Raw genomic sequence first — 14356 nt, forward strand, 5'->3', positions numbered from 1 at the left:
GATCCTCGGTCGCCGGCGTCAGACGCCAGCGCCTCCGAAGATGTCGATCGACCCTTCCTTGAGGGTGACGATCGCGCGCTTGGTGTCCTTGCGCTTGCCGAGACCGAACCGCGTGCGGCGGGTCTTGCCCTGGCGGTTGAGCGTGTGCACGGAGTCCACCTTGACCTTGAAGACCTGCTCGATGGCGATCTTGATCTCGGTCTTGTTGGCCCGGGGGTCCACCACGAAGGTGTACTTGCCCTGATCCATCAGTCCGTACGACTTCTCGGAGACGACCGGCGCGAGCAGGATGTCGCGAGGGTCCTTGATGGTGGTCACTTGGTGTCCTCCTCAGCCTTGTCGGCCGACTGAGTGCCACGAGCCAGGAAGGACTCGAGGGCGCCCTGGGTGAAGACCACGTCGTCGGCGCAAAGCACGTCGTAGGTGTTCAGCTGGTCGGCGACCAGGGTGTGCACGTTGGCGATGTTGCGCACCGACGCCAGGCCGAGGGTGTCCTCGCGCTCGACGACCACCAGGAGGTTCTTGCGCTCGGTCAGCGCACCCAGCACCGAGGCGACGGCCTTGGTGGACGGAGTGCCGCCCTCGACGAGCGAGGACATGACGTGAACGCGGCCGTGGCGGGCGCGGTCGGAGAGGGCCCCACGCAGGGCAGCGGCCTTCATCTTCTTGGGGGTGCGCTGGCTGTAGTCGCGCGGCACCGGGCCGTGGACCGTCCCACCGCCGGCGAACTGCGGCGCACGGGTCGACCCCTGACGGGCGCGACCGGTGCCCTTCTGGCGGTAGGGCTTGGCGCCACCGCCGGACACCTCCGCGCGGGTCTTGGCCTTGTGGGTGCCCTGACGGGCAGCCGCGAGCTGGGCCACCACGACCTGGTGGATCAGCGGGATATTGGTCTGGACGTCGAAGACCTCGGCGGGCAGCTCGACGGAGCCCGCCTTGGCGCCCTTGGCGTCCAGGATGTCGATGGTCGTCATTAGGCTCAGGCCCCCTTGGCGGCCGTGCGGACCAGGACGACGGCACCGCGGGGACCGGGAACGGCACCCTTGATGACGAGCAGACCCTTGTCGGCGTCCACGGCGTGGATCGTGAGGTTCTGGGTGGTCTGGCGCACGCCGCCCATGCGACCGGCCATGCGCAGACCCTTGAAGACGCGGCCCGGGGTGGAGCAGCCACCGATCGAGCCCGGCTTGCGGTGGTTGCGGTGCGCACCGTGGGAGGACGAGACGCCCTTGAAGCCGTGACGCTTCATGACGCCGGCGAAGCCCTTGCCCTTGGTGGTGCCGGTGACGTCGACGGTCGTGCCGGCCTCGAAGGCCGCGACGGTGATCTCCTGGCCGATGGTGTACTCGGCGGCATCGCCGGTGCGGAGCTCGACGAGGTGGCGGCGCGGCGACACACCGGCCTTCTCGAAGTGGCCGGCCATGGGCTTGTTGACCTTGCGCGGGTCGATCGCGCCGAAGGCGATCTGGACGGCGTGGTAGCCATCCGTCTCGGCGTCGCGGACCTGCGTGACGACGCAGGGGCCCGCCTTGATGACGGTCACGGGGACGAGGCGGTTGTCCGCGTCCCAGACCTGGGTCATGCCGAGCTTCTCGCCAAGGACGCCCTTGACGTTGCGCTCGATAGCAGCGTTAGTCATGTGGGGTTCCTCAGAGCTTGATCTCGATGTTGACGTCCGCCGGCAGGTCGAGACGCATCAGCGAGTCGACGGCCTTGGGCGTCGGGTCGATGATGTCGATGAGACGCTTGTGCGTCCGCATCTCGAAGTGCTCGCGGCTGTCCTTATACTTGTGCGGCGAACGAATGACGCAGAAGACATTCTTCTCCGTCGGCAGGGGCACGGGGCCCACGACCGTCGCGCCCGCACGGGTCACGGTGTCCACGATCTTGCGCGCCGAGCTGTCGATGACCTCGTGGTCGTACGACTTAAGCCGGATGCGGATCTTCTGTCCCGCCATCGCTTCGTTGACTCTCTCTCGTCTGTCCTGCTGGTCCGGTGGCCGAACCAGGTGCGTCTCCGACCCACGCGGTCGGGCGTGTCGCCCTTGCTCCGCTTACGGGGGCACGCTAAAGATGCGGGCTACCCCGATTCTGGGCCGGTCCGTCTGGGCCGGGGCTTGCGCTCCTCACACGAGGAGTCACAGTGCCATCGGCCAGTCCGTGGACGGTCCGGTGGTGCTAGTAACCTCTCGCGAGGGACGATGGCAGCCGCACCCTCGTCCACCTCGGCAGGAGATCCTGGGGGCGTACGAGTATGCCTCGGCCACGCGTCAAGCAACTTCCCTAGTGTGACAGACAGCGGGACAGGATCCAAATTCGCGGTGTCCGAATCCAGACGACACGCCGACGCCCCTCCCACCGACCGTCGGCGGGAGCCAGGCCTCTGGGACCATCGGGGTATGGCGAAGCGCGACTCCACCCTGCTCCCGGACGATCTGCGGGCGGCTCTGGAGGGCCTGGCGGCGCGCGACGGCTCCGCGAGGGAGGCTGCTCTTGCCACCGTGGTCCGCGGGGCGCAGCAACTCGCACGCAAGGAACGTCAGGCTCTCGGCGACGCCCTGGTGGAGCTCCTCGAGGCCCCGGACGGACATACGCGATCCTTCGCCACGGTGCCGCTCGCCTATCTCGCCAGCGTCATGGTGTGGCGGCGCTCGTGGACGCCGAGGTTCCTCGACTGGTGGGTGCAAGAGCCGGACCAGCGTGGCTTCGTGGCCGAGATCGGCTGGGTGCACGCCGTCGCCCACGGGGCCGACGTCCTCGGGGAGCTGGGCCAGACCAGCACCGTGCCGGCCGGTGTCCTGCTGGACGCCGTCGCCCGCCGACTTGCCCACCCGAGCTCCACCGTCTGGCGTGACCAGGAGGAGGACCGGCTGGCCCTGGCCGTCGCCCAGGTGCTGCTGCAGGACGACCTGGGCGCCTCCGACGCCACCGGGTGGATCCGTCAGCTCTCGGACCGCATGGCCACCGGTGAGGCCCCGATTCCCGCGACCACGATCAACACCTGCCGCACCATGCGCAGTCTCTACGTCGTGGTGGACGGTGAGGTCCCTGCGGAGCGGGCGCGGGCGGTCAAGCACGCCGGCCGGGTGCAGGAGGAGATCCGCCGCCTCCTCGTGGTGGTCGAGCCATGGCTCGCGGCGAGTCGGTGAGGCCTACCGCCGCTCTGGGCGCGATCGTCCTGCTGCTCGTCGCCTGCCAGGCACCACCGGCTTCCGACAGCCGCCGGACCGGGCCGACGGCCGGCGGCCTCCGTCAGGACTCCACCTCGCCCCCTCGGGACTCGATCGACACCCGGACCTCGGCAGCCACTGCCTGCGTCCCCGTCCGGGACCTCACGGACCCGGGGCCGGGAGCCGCGGTCGTCCCCCGCGGGGAGGGTCGATGGATCGTGCTCCTTGGCACGACCTTCGTGGGTGGGGTGCGAGTCGCGCCGGCGCGTGCCCAGCTCGAGGTCGGCAACGGGCGCCCGTGCTCCCGCACCCCGGAAGTGCGGGTGGTCGATCGGGTGACCCGCACGGTCGCCGCTGCGCGCTGGATCACTCGGGGCTCGGCTCGCTCGCTGGCCGTCACACCGACCTGGGCGGGGGCCGGGTGGGCCGGTGCGGCCGACGCGGTGCTGGCCGAGCTGCGCGGCCATCACCGGGAGATGGAGCTGCCGGTCATGCAGGACCAGCTGCGGTGCCACGTGCTCTTCGCGCCGGCGAAGCGGGTGTGGCACCTGGAGCCGGCCCGCCCCGACGTCGGCCTCGCGGCCACGATCGCGGCCCGGTGCAATCCCGGTGACGAGCGGGACCCCGACGGTCGATGACCCGAGGGGCCGCCGACCGTCGACGTGCGCTCGACCCGGGCTTCAGCGACCGGGAAAGGTAGGGGTCTCCTTGGCGACGAAGGCCCGCACGCCCTCGGCCTTGTCCTGCGTCTCGAAGGCCGCCCGGAAGGCTTGCGCCTCCTGGTCCAGGCCCTCGTGGACGGTGAGGGGCTCGACGTCGTTCAGCAGCCGCTTGGAGGCCGCGACGGCGACGGCGCTCTTCCCCGCCAGCTCGGCCACGGTGGCCTTGGCCCCGGCGATCAGGGACTCGCGGTCGTCGAACACCTGGTTGACCAGGCCGATGCGCAGCGCCTCCGGGGCGTCGATCATCCGCCCCGTGAAGATCAGCTCCCGGGCCATACCGAGACCCACGCGGCGGCTCAGCCGCACCGAGCCGCCGAACCCCGGCACCAGGCCCAGGTTGACCTCCGGCTGGCCGAACCGAGCCCGGGTCGACGCGTAGATCCAGTCGCACGCCATGGCCAGCTCGCACCCGCCGCCCAGGGCGAACCCGTTGACCGCGGCGATGACCGGCACCGGAAGGGCCTCCAGGCGCTCGGTCACCCCCTGCATGCGACGGGAGTACTCCTCACCCTCCGCCGGCGACATGGACTGCATCTCGACGATGTCGGCCCCAGCCACGAAGGCCTTCTCCCCCGCGCCCGTGATGATGACCCCGCGGAGGGGCCAGCGTCCGTCCTGACCGACCCGGTCCTCGAGGGAGCTCAGCAGCTCCCCCAGGTCGGTGACCACCTGCATGGCGAGTGCGTTCATCGCCTGGGGCCGGTTGACGGTGACGACGAGGGCGTCGCCGTCCTGCTCGACGAGCAGCGTGTCGAAGGTGCCGAGGTCCATGATTCCTCCCGGGGTTGCGGTCTGGTGTCCGCACCAGCCTGCCGTATGCCGAGCAGTGCCTGCGACCTGGCCCGCAGATGTGCAGAGGGCGGGGCCCGGGAATCCCGGACCCCGCCCTCGCGGGATCAGTCGCTCCCGAAGGAGCTCAGATCACTTGATGATCTTCGTGACCTGACCGGCACCGACGGTGCGGCCACCCTCACGGATGTTGAACTTCAGGCCCTCCTCCATGGCGATGGGCTGAATCAGGTCAACCTTCATGGAGGTGTTGTCGCCGGGCATGATCATCTCGGTGCCCTCGGGCAGGTGGACGACACCGGTCACGTCAGTCGTACGGAAGTAGAACTGGGGACGGTAGTTGTCGTAGAACGGCGTGTGACGGCCACCCTCGTCCTTGGACAGGATGTACGCCGAAGCCTCGAACTCGGTGTGCGGGGTGATCGAGCCCGGCTTGCAGACGACCTGGCCGCGCTCCACCTCCTCGCGCTTGGTGCCGCGGAGCAGCAGACCGACGTTCTCGCCGGCGCGACCCTCGTCCAGCAGCTTGCGGAACATCTCGATGCCGGTGACCGTGGTCTTCTGGGTCTTCTCGCGGATACCGACGATCTCGACCTCCTCGTTGACCTTGAGGATGCCGCGCTCGATACGACCGGTGACGACGGTGCCACGACCGGTGATCGTGAAGACGTCCTCGATCGGCATCATGAACGGCTTGTCGGTGTCGCGCTCCGGCTCCGGGATGTACTCGTCGACCGTCTTCATGAGCTCGACCACGCTCTTGCCCCACTCGGCGTCGCCCTCGAGGGCCTTGAGCGCGGAGATGCGGACGACCGGCAGGTCGTCACCCGGGAACTCGTACTCGGTCAGCAGCTCGCGGACCTCCATCTCGACGAGCTCGAGGATCTCCTCGTCGTCGACCATGTCGGTCTTGTTGAGCGCCACGACGATGTAGGGGACGCCGACCTGGCGGGCCAGGAGGACGTGCTCCTTCGTCTGCGGCATCGGGCCGTCGGTGGCGGCGACGACCAGGATCGCGCCGTCCATCTGGGCCGCACCGGTGATCATGTTCTTCACGTAGTCCGCGTGACCGGGACAGTCGACGTGGGCGTAGTGACGACCCTCGGTCTGGTACTCGATGTGCGCGATGGAGATGGTGATACCGCGCTGGCGCTCCTCAGGAGCCTTGTCGATGTCCTCGAACGCGAACTGGGGGTTCAGGTCCGGGTACTCGTCGTGCAGAACCTTGGAGATCGCAGCCGTCAGCGTCGTCTTACCGTGGTCGATGTGACCAATGGTGCCGATGTTGACGTGCGGCTTGGTCCGCTCGAACTTAGCCTTCGCCACTTGGGGTCCTCCTCAGGACTTTTAAGGTGTTACGCCGTACGACCAAGCAGGACGTGGCGTCGTCTTCTGGGGGTGGTGCAGTTTGAGACGCGATCCGGAAGTCTAGCGCCCGGGGCGCCGGACTTCCGAATCGGATTACTCGCCTCGGGTCTTCTTGATGATCTCCTCGGCGACGTTCTTGGGAACCTCGGCGTACGAGTCGAACTGCATCGTGTAGTTGGCGCGGCCCTGAGTCTTGGAACGCAGGTCGCCAACGTATCCGAACATCTCCGACAGCGGCACGAGAGCGCGAACGATCTTGGCGCCGCTGATGTCCTCCATGGCCTGGATCTGGCCTCGTCGGGAGTTGAGGTCGCCGATCACGTCACCCATGTAGTCCTCGGGGGTGCGGACCTCGACAGCCATCATCGGCTCGAGCAGGGCCGGGTCGGCCTTGCGGGCGGCCTCCTTGAAGGCCATCGAACCGGCGATCTTGAACGCCATCTCCGAGGAGTCGACGTCGTGGTAGGCACCGTCGAGCAGCGTCGCGCGGACACCGACCATCGGGTAGCCGGCAAGCACGCCCTGGCCCATGGCCTCCTCGATGCCGTTCCCCACGGAGGGGATGTACTCGCGGGGAACGCGGCCACCGGTGACCTTGTTCTCGAACTCGTACATCTTGCCCTCGGCCGTGTCCATCGGCGAGAAGGTGATCTGGACCTTCGCGTACTGGCCCGAGCCACCCGTCTGCTTCTTGTGGGTGTAGTCGTACTTCTCCACGGCGCGACGGATGGTCTCGCGGTAGGCGACCTGCGGCTTGCCCACGTTGGCCTCGACCTTGAACTCGCGACGCATGCGGTCGACGAGGATGTCCAGGTGGAGCTCGCCCATGCCCTTGATGATGGTCTGGCCGGTCTCCTCGTCGAGCTCGACCCGGAAGGTCGGGTCTTCCTCGGCGAGCTTCTGGATGGCCGTGGAGAGCTTCTCCTGGTCACCCTTGGTCTTGGGCTCGATGGCCACGTTGATGACCGGCTCGGGGAAGGTCATCGACTCGAGGATCACCGGGGCGTCCTGAGCAGCCAGGGTGTCACCGGTGGTGGTGTCCTTGAGGCCGATCATGGCGTAGATGTGCCCGGCGGTCGCGTGGTCGACCGGGTTCTCCTTGTTGGCGTGCATCTGGAAGAGCTTGCCGACGCGCTCCTTCTTGCCCTTGGTCGCGTTCAGCATCATGTCGCCCTGCTTGACCTCGCCGGAGTAGACGCGGACGTAGGTGAGACGGCCGAAGAAGGGGTGCGACACGACCTTGAAGGCCAGGGCGGAGAAGGGCTCGCTCGCGTCGGAGTGACGCTCGATGATCTTCTCCTCGTCCTTGGGGTCGTGCGCCTGGATGGCCGGCACGTCCAGGGGGGACGGAAGGTAGTCGACGATGGCGTCGAGCAGGGGCTGGACGCCCTTGTTCTTGAACGCCGTACCGCACAGGACCGGGTTGACCTCGCCCGCGAGGGTGATCTTGCGGATGGCGCCCTTGATCTCCTCGGGCGTCAGCTCCTCGCCGCCGAGGTACTTCTCCAGAAGCTCCTCGTCGGACTCGGCGACCCGCTCGATGAGCTTGCCGCGCCACTCCTCGGCCTTGTCGGCAAGGTCGGCCGGGATCTCCTCGATCTCGTAGTCCTGGCCGATCTTCACGTCGCCGTGCCACACCAGCGCGCGGTTGTAGACGAGGTCGATCACGCCGACGAAGTCGTTCTCGGCGCCGATCGGGATCTGCAGCACCAGCGGCTCCGCACCGAGGCGGTCGACGATGGTCTGCACGGTGTAGTAGAAGTCCGCACCGAGCTTGTCCATCTTGTTGACGAAGCACATGCGCGGGACGCCGTACTTGTCGGCCTGGCGCCACACGGTCTCGGACTGGGGCTCGACGCCCTCCTTGCCGTCGAAGACGGCGACCGCGCCGTCGAGCACGCGCAGGGAGCGCTCGACCTCGACCGTGAAGTCGACGTGGCCGGGGGTGTCGATGATGTTGATCTGGTGGCCTTCCCAGAAGCACGTCGTCGCGGCGGACGTGATCGTGATGCCGCGCTCCTGCTCCTGCTCCATCCAGTCCATCGTCGCGGAGCCGTCGTGCGTCTCACCGATCTTGTAGTTGATGCCGGTGTAGAACAGGATCCGCTCGGTCGCCGTCGTCTTGCCAGCATCGATGTGCGCCATGATGCCGATGTTGCGGACCTTTTTCAGGTCCGTGAGGACGTCGAGTGCCACGTCTGTTTTCTCATCTCTTCGAGTCGGTGGTGCAGCAGTCCGGCACGCTCCAGGGGGAGGACCGGCGATGCCGGCGGCTCGGTCAGCCGAGCCGCCGGCGTTCGGGTCTTACCAGCGGTAGTGCGCGAAGGCCTTGTTGGACTCGGCCATCTTGTGCGTGTCCTCGCGACGCTTGACCGCGGCACCCAGGCCGTTGCTCGCGTCCAGGATCTCGTTCATCAGACGCTCGGTCATGGTCTTCTCGCGACGCTGCCGCGAGTAGCCGACGAGCCAGCGCAGCGCCAGCGTGGTGGAGCGGCCGGGCTTGACCTCGACCGGGACCTGGTAGGTCGCGCCACCGACGCGGCGGGAACGCACCTCGAGGGCGGGCTTGACGTTGTCCAGCGCGCGCTTGAGGGTGAGGACGGGGTCCGTGCCGGTCTTCTCGCGGCAGCCCTCGAGGGCGCCGTAGACGATGTTCTCGGCGATGGACTTCTTGCCGTCCAGGAGGATCTTGTTGACCAGCTGGGTCACCAGCGGCGAGCCGTAGACCGGGTCGACGACGAGGGGGCGCTTCGGAGCGGGGCCCTTACGAGGCATTACTTCTTCTCCTTCTTGGCGCCGTAGCGGGAGCGAGCCTGCTTGCGGTTCTTGACACCCTGGGTGTCGAGGGAGCCGCGGATGATCTTGTAGCGGACGCCAGGGAGGTCCTTCACACGGCCACCGCGCACGAGCACGATCGAGTGCTCCTGCAGGTTGTGACCGACACCCGGGATGTAGGCCGTGACCTCGATGCCGGAGGTCAGCTTCACGCGGGCGACCTTGCGCAGCGCGGAGTTCGGCTTCTTGGGGGTGGTGGTGTAGACGCGGGTGCAGACGCCACGGCGCTGCGGGCTGCCCTTGAGGGCAGGGGTCTTGTTCTTGTCGACCTTGTCCTGCCGGCCCTTGCGGACGAGCTGGTTGATGGTTGGCACGTAGTCTCCGTACGTTCTGATGGTCAGCCCACCCGCCTGGGGCGGGAAGACTCCTTGTCATGCCGCCTCCGCAACCCGAGGTCGGGCGTGTCGGCGGTGCTCGCACCCGCACTCCCCCGACGATGTCGTGGGCGCCAGGCGCGAGGGTTGTGGTCATCCGTCTCGGGGCGACGAGAGCCCGTCCGGCTCCGCCGCTCCCTCGGCGGAGAGGGCACGGTGTGTCCATGTCAAGCACGACACAGAGAACAAGATTACCGGCTGAACGGAGCCGCTCCAAATCACCCCGCGGCGGGCCTCACCAGCACTCTCAGGTCGCGTGCCGGGGCCTCCTGCTCCGCACCCAGAACCGCACCAGGCAGCCGGTGAGCGGCAGCGGCACGAGCGCGAGGGCACCCGATCACACCAGCTCGGTGAGATGGGCTGGAGGGGATGGTGATCACGGCCCTCCCCCGAGCCCTCCGGCACCGCGATCAGGGGTATGGCGACGGGCAGCACCAGGACTCCGAGCACCACCGGAGCGACGGCCCCCACCGTCGCCCACGTCGGCCTCCTCGCGCGGGGCGGTCGCACGCCGGTGGGCACCGGTAGCGCCCGGCCAGGCCGGCATGCTCCGCGCGCCGCAGGCCCCGCGGGCCCGGAGGCCTCGACCGGCCGCTCCCCCGTGTCCGGGGCGTGGGCCTCCACCTCGACGACGATCCGCTCGCGCCGGGCTCGGGGACGCCGAGGCGGACCAGCGCCCCACGTAGCTCGTCGGCCTGCACCTGTTGCCCGGCCGTCGTCAGCGGGATCGCCTCGGCCGTGGGGAGAGGATCGCGACGACCGTCCCGGCGAGGTCCGCGCGCGCCGCGACACCTGCCCCCGACGCGTGACGCCCGTCCGAGGTGACGGTGAAGTCCTCGCGGCCGGACCCGACTCCCCTGCCCGCCCGAAGCACGTGGGGTGCCCGTCTCTCGCCAGCCGGTCCAGCAAGGGATGGATCGGGCCCCTCGAGGTCGCGCAGGCCGACCCGGTCGAGAGCCTGGAGCAGGGAGTGGCGTAGGCCTCCTCCTCCCGGTCGAGCACGGCCAGGACGGAGAGGGCGAGGACCCCGCGCAGCCATGGCGCCTGACGCTCGGGCCCCACGACCAGGTCGTGACACCACCTAGAACGGACCGTCGGTTACCCCGACCGCTCGGGCACGACGGAGCGGGCCGCACCTCCCCGAAGGAAGGAGCGGCCCGCTCGACAGCCGGTGGACGCGGCTCAGTGGGTGTCGAAGCCCAGCGTGATGTCGTCCAGGCGGATCGCCTCGCCCGACCCCGGCCCGAAGGCCGTGTAGTCGAACTGGTCGTACCCGGGCATGGAGTACATCGCCGCCTTGGCCTCCTCGGTGGGGTTGACCTTGACGTTCCGGTAGCGCGGCAGACCGGTGCCGGCCGGGATGAGCTTTCCGAGGATGACGTTCTCCTTGAGGCCCAGCAGCGGGTCGCTCTTGGCGTGCATCGCGGCCTCGGTGAGGACGCGCGTGGTCTCCTGGAAGGACGCGGCCGAGAGCCAGGACTCCGTGGCCAGGGAGGCCTTGGTGATACCCATGAGCTCCGGACGACCGGAGGCCGGACGGCCACCCTCGGCGACGACGCGACGGTTCTCCGACTCGAAGCGACCCCGCTCGGCCAGCTCGCCGGGGAGCAGCTCGGCGTCTCCCGCCTCGATGATCGTCACCCGACGCAGCATCTGCCGGACGATGACCTCGATGTGCTTGTCGTGGATGGACACACCCTGCTGGCGGTAGACCGACTGCACCTGGTCCACGAGGTGCATCTGCACCGCGCGCGGGCCGAGGATGCGCAGGACCTGCTTGGGGTCGATCGCACCCTGGACCAGCTGCGTGCCGACCTCGACGTGGTCCCCGTCGCCGACGAGCAGGCGCGAACGCTTGCTCACCGGGTAGGCGTGCTCCTCGGACCCGTCGTCCGGGGTGAGGATGATGCGCCGGGCCTTGTCGGTGTCCTCGACCTGGATCCGACCCGTCGCCTCGGCGATCGGGGCCACACCGCGCGGGGTGCGGGCCTCGAAGAGCTCCACGACTCGGGGCAGACCCTGGGTGATGTCGTCCCCGGCCACACCACCGGTGTGGAAGGTACGCATCGTCAGCTGGGTGCCGGGCTCACCGATCGACTGGGCCGCGATGATGCCGACGGCCTCGCCGATGTCCACGAGCTTGCCGGTCGCCAGGGAGCGGCCGTAGCACTTGGCGCAGGTGCCCACGCGCGAGTCGCAGGTCAGGACCGACCGGACGCGCACCTCCTCGACGCCGTGGGCGACGAGCGCACCGATGACCACGTCCCCGAGGTCGATGCCGGCCTCGGCCAGCACCTCGCCGTCCTTGACGACGTGCTCGGCGAGGGTGCGGGCGTAGACGCTCGACTCCACGTCCTCGTGCTGGACCAGGGCACCGGAGGCGTTGCGCACCGCGATCGGCATCATCAGGCCACGGTCGGTGCCGCAGTCGTCCTCGCGGATGATGACGTCCTGGGACACGTCGACCAGACGACGGGTGAGGTAGCCCGAGTCGGCGGTACGCAGGGCGGTGTCGGCCAGACCCTTGCGGGCACCGTGCGTGGAGATGAAGAACTCCAGCACGGACAGGCCCTCGCGGAAGTTCGACTTGATCGGGCGCGGGATGATCTCGCCCTTGGGGTTGGCCATCAGGCCACGCATGCCGGCGATCTGACGCAGCTGGAACCAGTTGCCTCGGGCGCCCGAGCTGACCATCCGGAAGATGGGGTTGCGACGCGGGAAGTTCGCCTCCATCTCCTTGGACACCTCGTTGGTGGCCTGCTGCCAGATCTCGATGAGCTCCTGGCGCCGCTCGTCGTCGGTCGTCAGACCACGCTCGAACTGCACCTGGACCTTGGCGGCCTTGCTCTCGTAGCCCTCGAGGATCTCGTCCTTGTTGGACGGAGTCACGACATCGGAGATGGCCACCGTGGTGCCCGACCGGGTCGCCCAGTGGAAACCGGTCTCCTTGAGGGCGTCCAGGGAGGTCGCCACGAGGACCTTGGGGTAGCGCTCCGCGAGGTCGTTGACGATCCCCGACAGCCGCTTCTTGTCCACGGGCTCGTTGACGAAGGGGTAGTCCAGCGGCAGCGTGAGGTTGAAGATCGCCCGGCCCAGCGTGCTCTCCAGCACGAAGTCGTAGCGCCCCTCGGCGTTGGCCTCCAGGCCCTCGGGCAGCTCGTAGCCGACCGGTGGCACGGTGTCGCGCAGGCGGAGCTTGATGGGCGAGCCCAGCTCGATCTCGCCGGCGTCGAAGGCCATCCGCGCCTCCTCCGCCGTACGGAAGGCCCGACCGGCACCCTTGCCGTCCTCGACCTCGGAGGTGAGGTGGAACAGGCCGATGATCATGTCCTGGGTGGGCATGGTCACGGGCCGGCCGTCGGCGGGCTTGAGGATGTTGTTGGACGACAGCATCAGGATGCGGGCCTCGGCCTGGGCCTCGGCCGACAGCGGCACGTGCACGGCCATCTGGTCACCGTCGAAGTCGGCGTTGAAGGCGCCGCAGACGAGCGGGTGCAGCTGGATGGCCTTGCCCTCGACGAGCTGCGGCTCGAAGGCCTGGATGCCGAGTCGGTGCAGCGTGGGCGCACGGTTGAGCAGCACCGGGTGCTCGGTGATGACCTCCTCGAGGACGTCCCACACCACCGGGCGGGCGCGCTCGACCATGCGCTTGGCCGACTTGATGTTCTGCGCGTGGTCCAGGTCGACCAGACGCTTCATCACGAAGGGCTTGAACAGCTCCAGCGCCATCTGCTTGGGCAGACCGCACTGGTGCAGCTTGAGCTGGGGGCCGACGACGATGACCGAACGGCCGGAGTAGTCGACGCGCTTGCCGAGGAGGTTCTGACGGAAGCGACCCTGCTTGCCCTTGAGCATGTCGGACAGCGACTTCAGCGGGCGGTTGCCGGGGCCCGTCACCGGGCGACCACGACGGCCGTTGTCGAACAGTGCGTCGACGGCCTCCTGGAGCATGCGCTTCTCGTTGTTGACGATGATCTCGGGTGCACCGAGGTCGAGGAGGCGCTTGAGGCGGTTGTTGCGGTTGATGACCCGGCGGTAGAGGTCGTTGAGGTCGGAGGTCGCGAAGCGGCCACCGTCCAGCTGCACCATCGGGCGCAGGTCCGGCGGGATCACCGGCACGCAGTCGAGCACCATCGCGGTCGGGTGGTTGCTCGTGGTCTGGAAGGCCGTGACGACCTTGAGGCGCTTGAGGGCGCGGGTCTTCTTCTGGCCCTTGCCGGTCGCGATGATCTCGCGCAGCAGCTCGGCCTCGGCCTCGAGGTCGAAGGTCTCCAGGCGCTTCTGGATCGCCGCGGCGCCCATCCCGCCCTCGAAGTACAGACCGAAGCGGTCGCGCATCTCGCGGTAGAGCATCTCGTCGCCCTCGAGGTCCTGGACCTTGAGGTTCTTGAACCGGTCCCAGACCTGCTCGAGCCGCTCGATCTGCACGTCCGCGCGCTTGCGGATGGCGTTCATCTCACGCTCGGCCGAGTCCTTCAGCTTGCGCTTGACGTCGCTCTTGGCACCCTCGGCCTCCAGGGCCGCCAGGTCCTCCTCGAGGCGCTTGGCGCGAGCCTCGACGTCGGCGTCACGGCGGTTGCCGTGCTCCTTCTTCTCCACCTCGATCTGCGCCTCCAGGGAGGGCAGGTCGCGGTGGCGGGCGTCGACGTCGACGGAGGTGATCATGTAGGCCGCGAAGTAGATGACCTTCTCGAGGTCCTTCGGCGCCAGGTCGAGCAGGTAGCCCAGACGGCTCGGGACGCCCTTGAAGTACCAGATGTGGGTGACCGGCGCGGCCAGCTCGATGTGGCCCATGCGCTCACGACGCACCTTGGCCCGGGTCACCTCGACGCCGCAGCGCTCGCAGATGATGCCCTTGAAGCGGACCCGCTTGTACTTGCCGCAGTAGCACTCCCAGTCCCGGGTGGGGCCGAAGATCTTCTCGCAGAAGAGGCCGTCCTTCTCCGGCTTGAGCGTGCGGTAGTTGATGGTCTCGGGCTTCTTGACCTCGCCGTGCGACCACTGGCGGATGTCATCCGCGGTGGCGAGGCCGATACGCAGCTCGTCAAAGAAGTTGACGTCGAGCACGTGTGTCCTTCTCTCGTCTTTACGACTCCAG

The 14356-nt window shown here is 68.3% G+C and carries 12 protein-coding genes; 2 read left to right on the forward strand and 10 right to left on the reverse strand.

What is annotated here, in order from left to right:
* Nucleotides 1–18 precede the first annotated feature (18 nt).
* Genes rplW through rpsJ form a run of 4 tightly spaced genes read right to left on the reverse strand, consistent with a single transcriptional unit; the run spans nucleotide 19 to nucleotide 1958 of the window.
* Entirely contained in the window at nucleotides 19–318 is a 300-nt protein-coding gene (rplW, locus tag MM438_RS12255; RefSeq protein ID WP_241452856.1) for a 50S ribosomal protein L23, read from the reverse strand.
* On the reverse strand, nucleotides 315–974 hold the full coding sequence (gene rplD / locus MM438_RS12260) for a 50S ribosomal protein L4 (RefSeq protein WP_241452858.1): 660 nt from the start codon (nucleotides 972–974) through the stop codon (nucleotides 315–317). Before rplD ends, rplW begins: the two co-directional genes overlap by 4 nt.
* 5 nt (nucleotides 975–979) lie before the next feature.
* On the reverse strand, nucleotides 980–1639 hold the full coding sequence (gene rplC, locus MM438_RS12265; protein WP_241452860.1) for a 50S ribosomal protein L3: 660 nt from the start codon (nucleotides 1637–1639) through the stop codon (nucleotides 980–982).
* Nucleotides 1640–1649: 10 nt separating this feature from the next.
* Nucleotides 1650–1958, reverse strand: coding sequence for a 30S ribosomal protein S10 (gene rpsJ, locus MM438_RS12270; protein WP_012867945.1), 309 nt, complete (start codon nucleotides 1956–1958; stop codon nucleotides 1650–1652).
* A gap of 441 nt (nucleotides 1959–2399) precedes the next feature.
* On the opposite strand from rpsJ, the gene MM438_RS12275 reads away from it, so the two are divergent.
* On the forward strand, nucleotides 2400–3149 hold the full coding sequence (locus MM438_RS12275; protein WP_241452862.1) for a DUF2785 domain-containing protein: 750 nt from the start codon (nucleotides 2400–2402) through the stop codon (nucleotides 3147–3149).
* A 239-nt stretch (nucleotides 3150–3388) separates the two neighbouring features.
* On the forward strand, nucleotides 3389–3808 hold the full coding sequence (locus tag MM438_RS16795) for a DUF2599 domain-containing protein (RefSeq protein ID WP_241452864.1): 420 nt from the start codon (nucleotides 3389–3391) through the stop codon (nucleotides 3806–3808).
* 42 nt (nucleotides 3809–3850) lie between these two features.
* Here the strand turns inward: MM438_RS16795 and MM438_RS12285 are convergent, their stop codons facing one another.
* The 6 genes from MM438_RS12285 to MM438_RS12310 form a co-directional block, all read right to left on the reverse strand.
* Nucleotides 3851–4663: an enoyl-CoA hydratase/isomerase family protein gene (locus MM438_RS12285; protein ID WP_241452865.1), complete on the reverse strand. Its 813-nt coding sequence runs from the start codon at nucleotides 4661–4663 to the stop codon at nucleotides 3851–3853.
* A 150-nt stretch (nucleotides 4664–4813) separates the two neighbouring features.
* A complete protein-coding gene (tuf, locus tag MM438_RS12290; protein WP_241452866.1) occupies nucleotides 4814–6007 on the reverse strand; it encodes an elongation factor Tu in 1194 nt (397 codons plus the stop codon).
* Nucleotides 6008–6142: 135 nt separating this feature from the next.
* Complete coding sequence (fusA, locus tag MM438_RS12295; RefSeq protein WP_241452867.1) at nucleotides 6143–8245, reverse strand: elongation factor G; 2103 nt, start codon at nucleotides 8243–8245, stop codon at nucleotides 6143–6145.
* A 108-nt stretch (nucleotides 8246–8353) separates the two neighbouring features.
* Nucleotides 8354–8824 carry a 30S ribosomal protein S7 gene (rpsG, locus tag MM438_RS12300; RefSeq protein ID WP_241452871.1) on the reverse strand — a complete coding sequence of 157 codons (471 nt, stop codon included), beginning with the start codon at nucleotides 8822–8824 and terminating at the stop codon, nucleotides 8354–8356.
* Nucleotides 8824–9198 carry a 30S ribosomal protein S12 gene (gene rpsL / locus MM438_RS12305; protein WP_050347836.1) on the reverse strand — a complete coding sequence of 125 codons (375 nt, stop codon included), beginning with the start codon at nucleotides 9196–9198 and terminating at the stop codon, nucleotides 8824–8826. The genes rpsG and rpsL overlap by 1 nt, the downstream gene beginning before the upstream one ends.
* Nucleotides 9199–10440: 1242 nt before the next feature.
* Nucleotides 10441–14325, reverse strand: a complete 3885-nt coding sequence (locus MM438_RS12310) for a DNA-directed RNA polymerase subunit beta' (protein WP_241452872.1) — start codon at nucleotides 14323–14325, stop codon at nucleotides 10441–10443.
* Between the last annotated feature and the right edge of the window lie 31 nt (nucleotides 14326–14356).

Source organism: Arsenicicoccus dermatophilus, assembly GCF_022568795.1.
Taxonomy (GTDB): domain Bacteria; phylum Actinomycetota; class Actinomycetes; order Actinomycetales; family Dermatophilaceae; genus Arsenicicoccus; species Arsenicicoccus dermatophilus.

Coding starts and splice junctions, on each gene's coding strand:
- rplD (WP_241452858.1), bottom strand. CDS start 974: ATGACGACCATCGACATCCTGGACGCCAAGGGCGCCAAGGCGGGCTCC.
- rplC (WP_241452860.1), bottom strand. CDS start 1,639: ATGACTAACGCTGCTATCGAGCGCAACGTCAAGGGCGTCCTTGGCGAG.
- rpsJ (WP_012867945.1), bottom strand. CDS start 1,958: ATGGCGGGACAGAAGATCCGCATCCGGCTTAAGTCGTACGACCACGAG.
- MM438_RS12275 (WP_241452862.1), top strand. CDS start 2,400: ATGGCGAAGCGCGACTCCACCCTGCTCCCGGACGATCTGCGGGCGGCT.
- MM438_RS12285 (WP_241452865.1), bottom strand. CDS start 4,663: ATGGACCTCGGCACCTTCGACACGCTGCTCGTCGAGCAGGACGGCGAC.
- rpsG (WP_241452871.1), bottom strand. CDS start 8,824: ATGCCTCGTAAGGGCCCCGCTCCGAAGCGCCCCCTCGTCGTCGACCCG.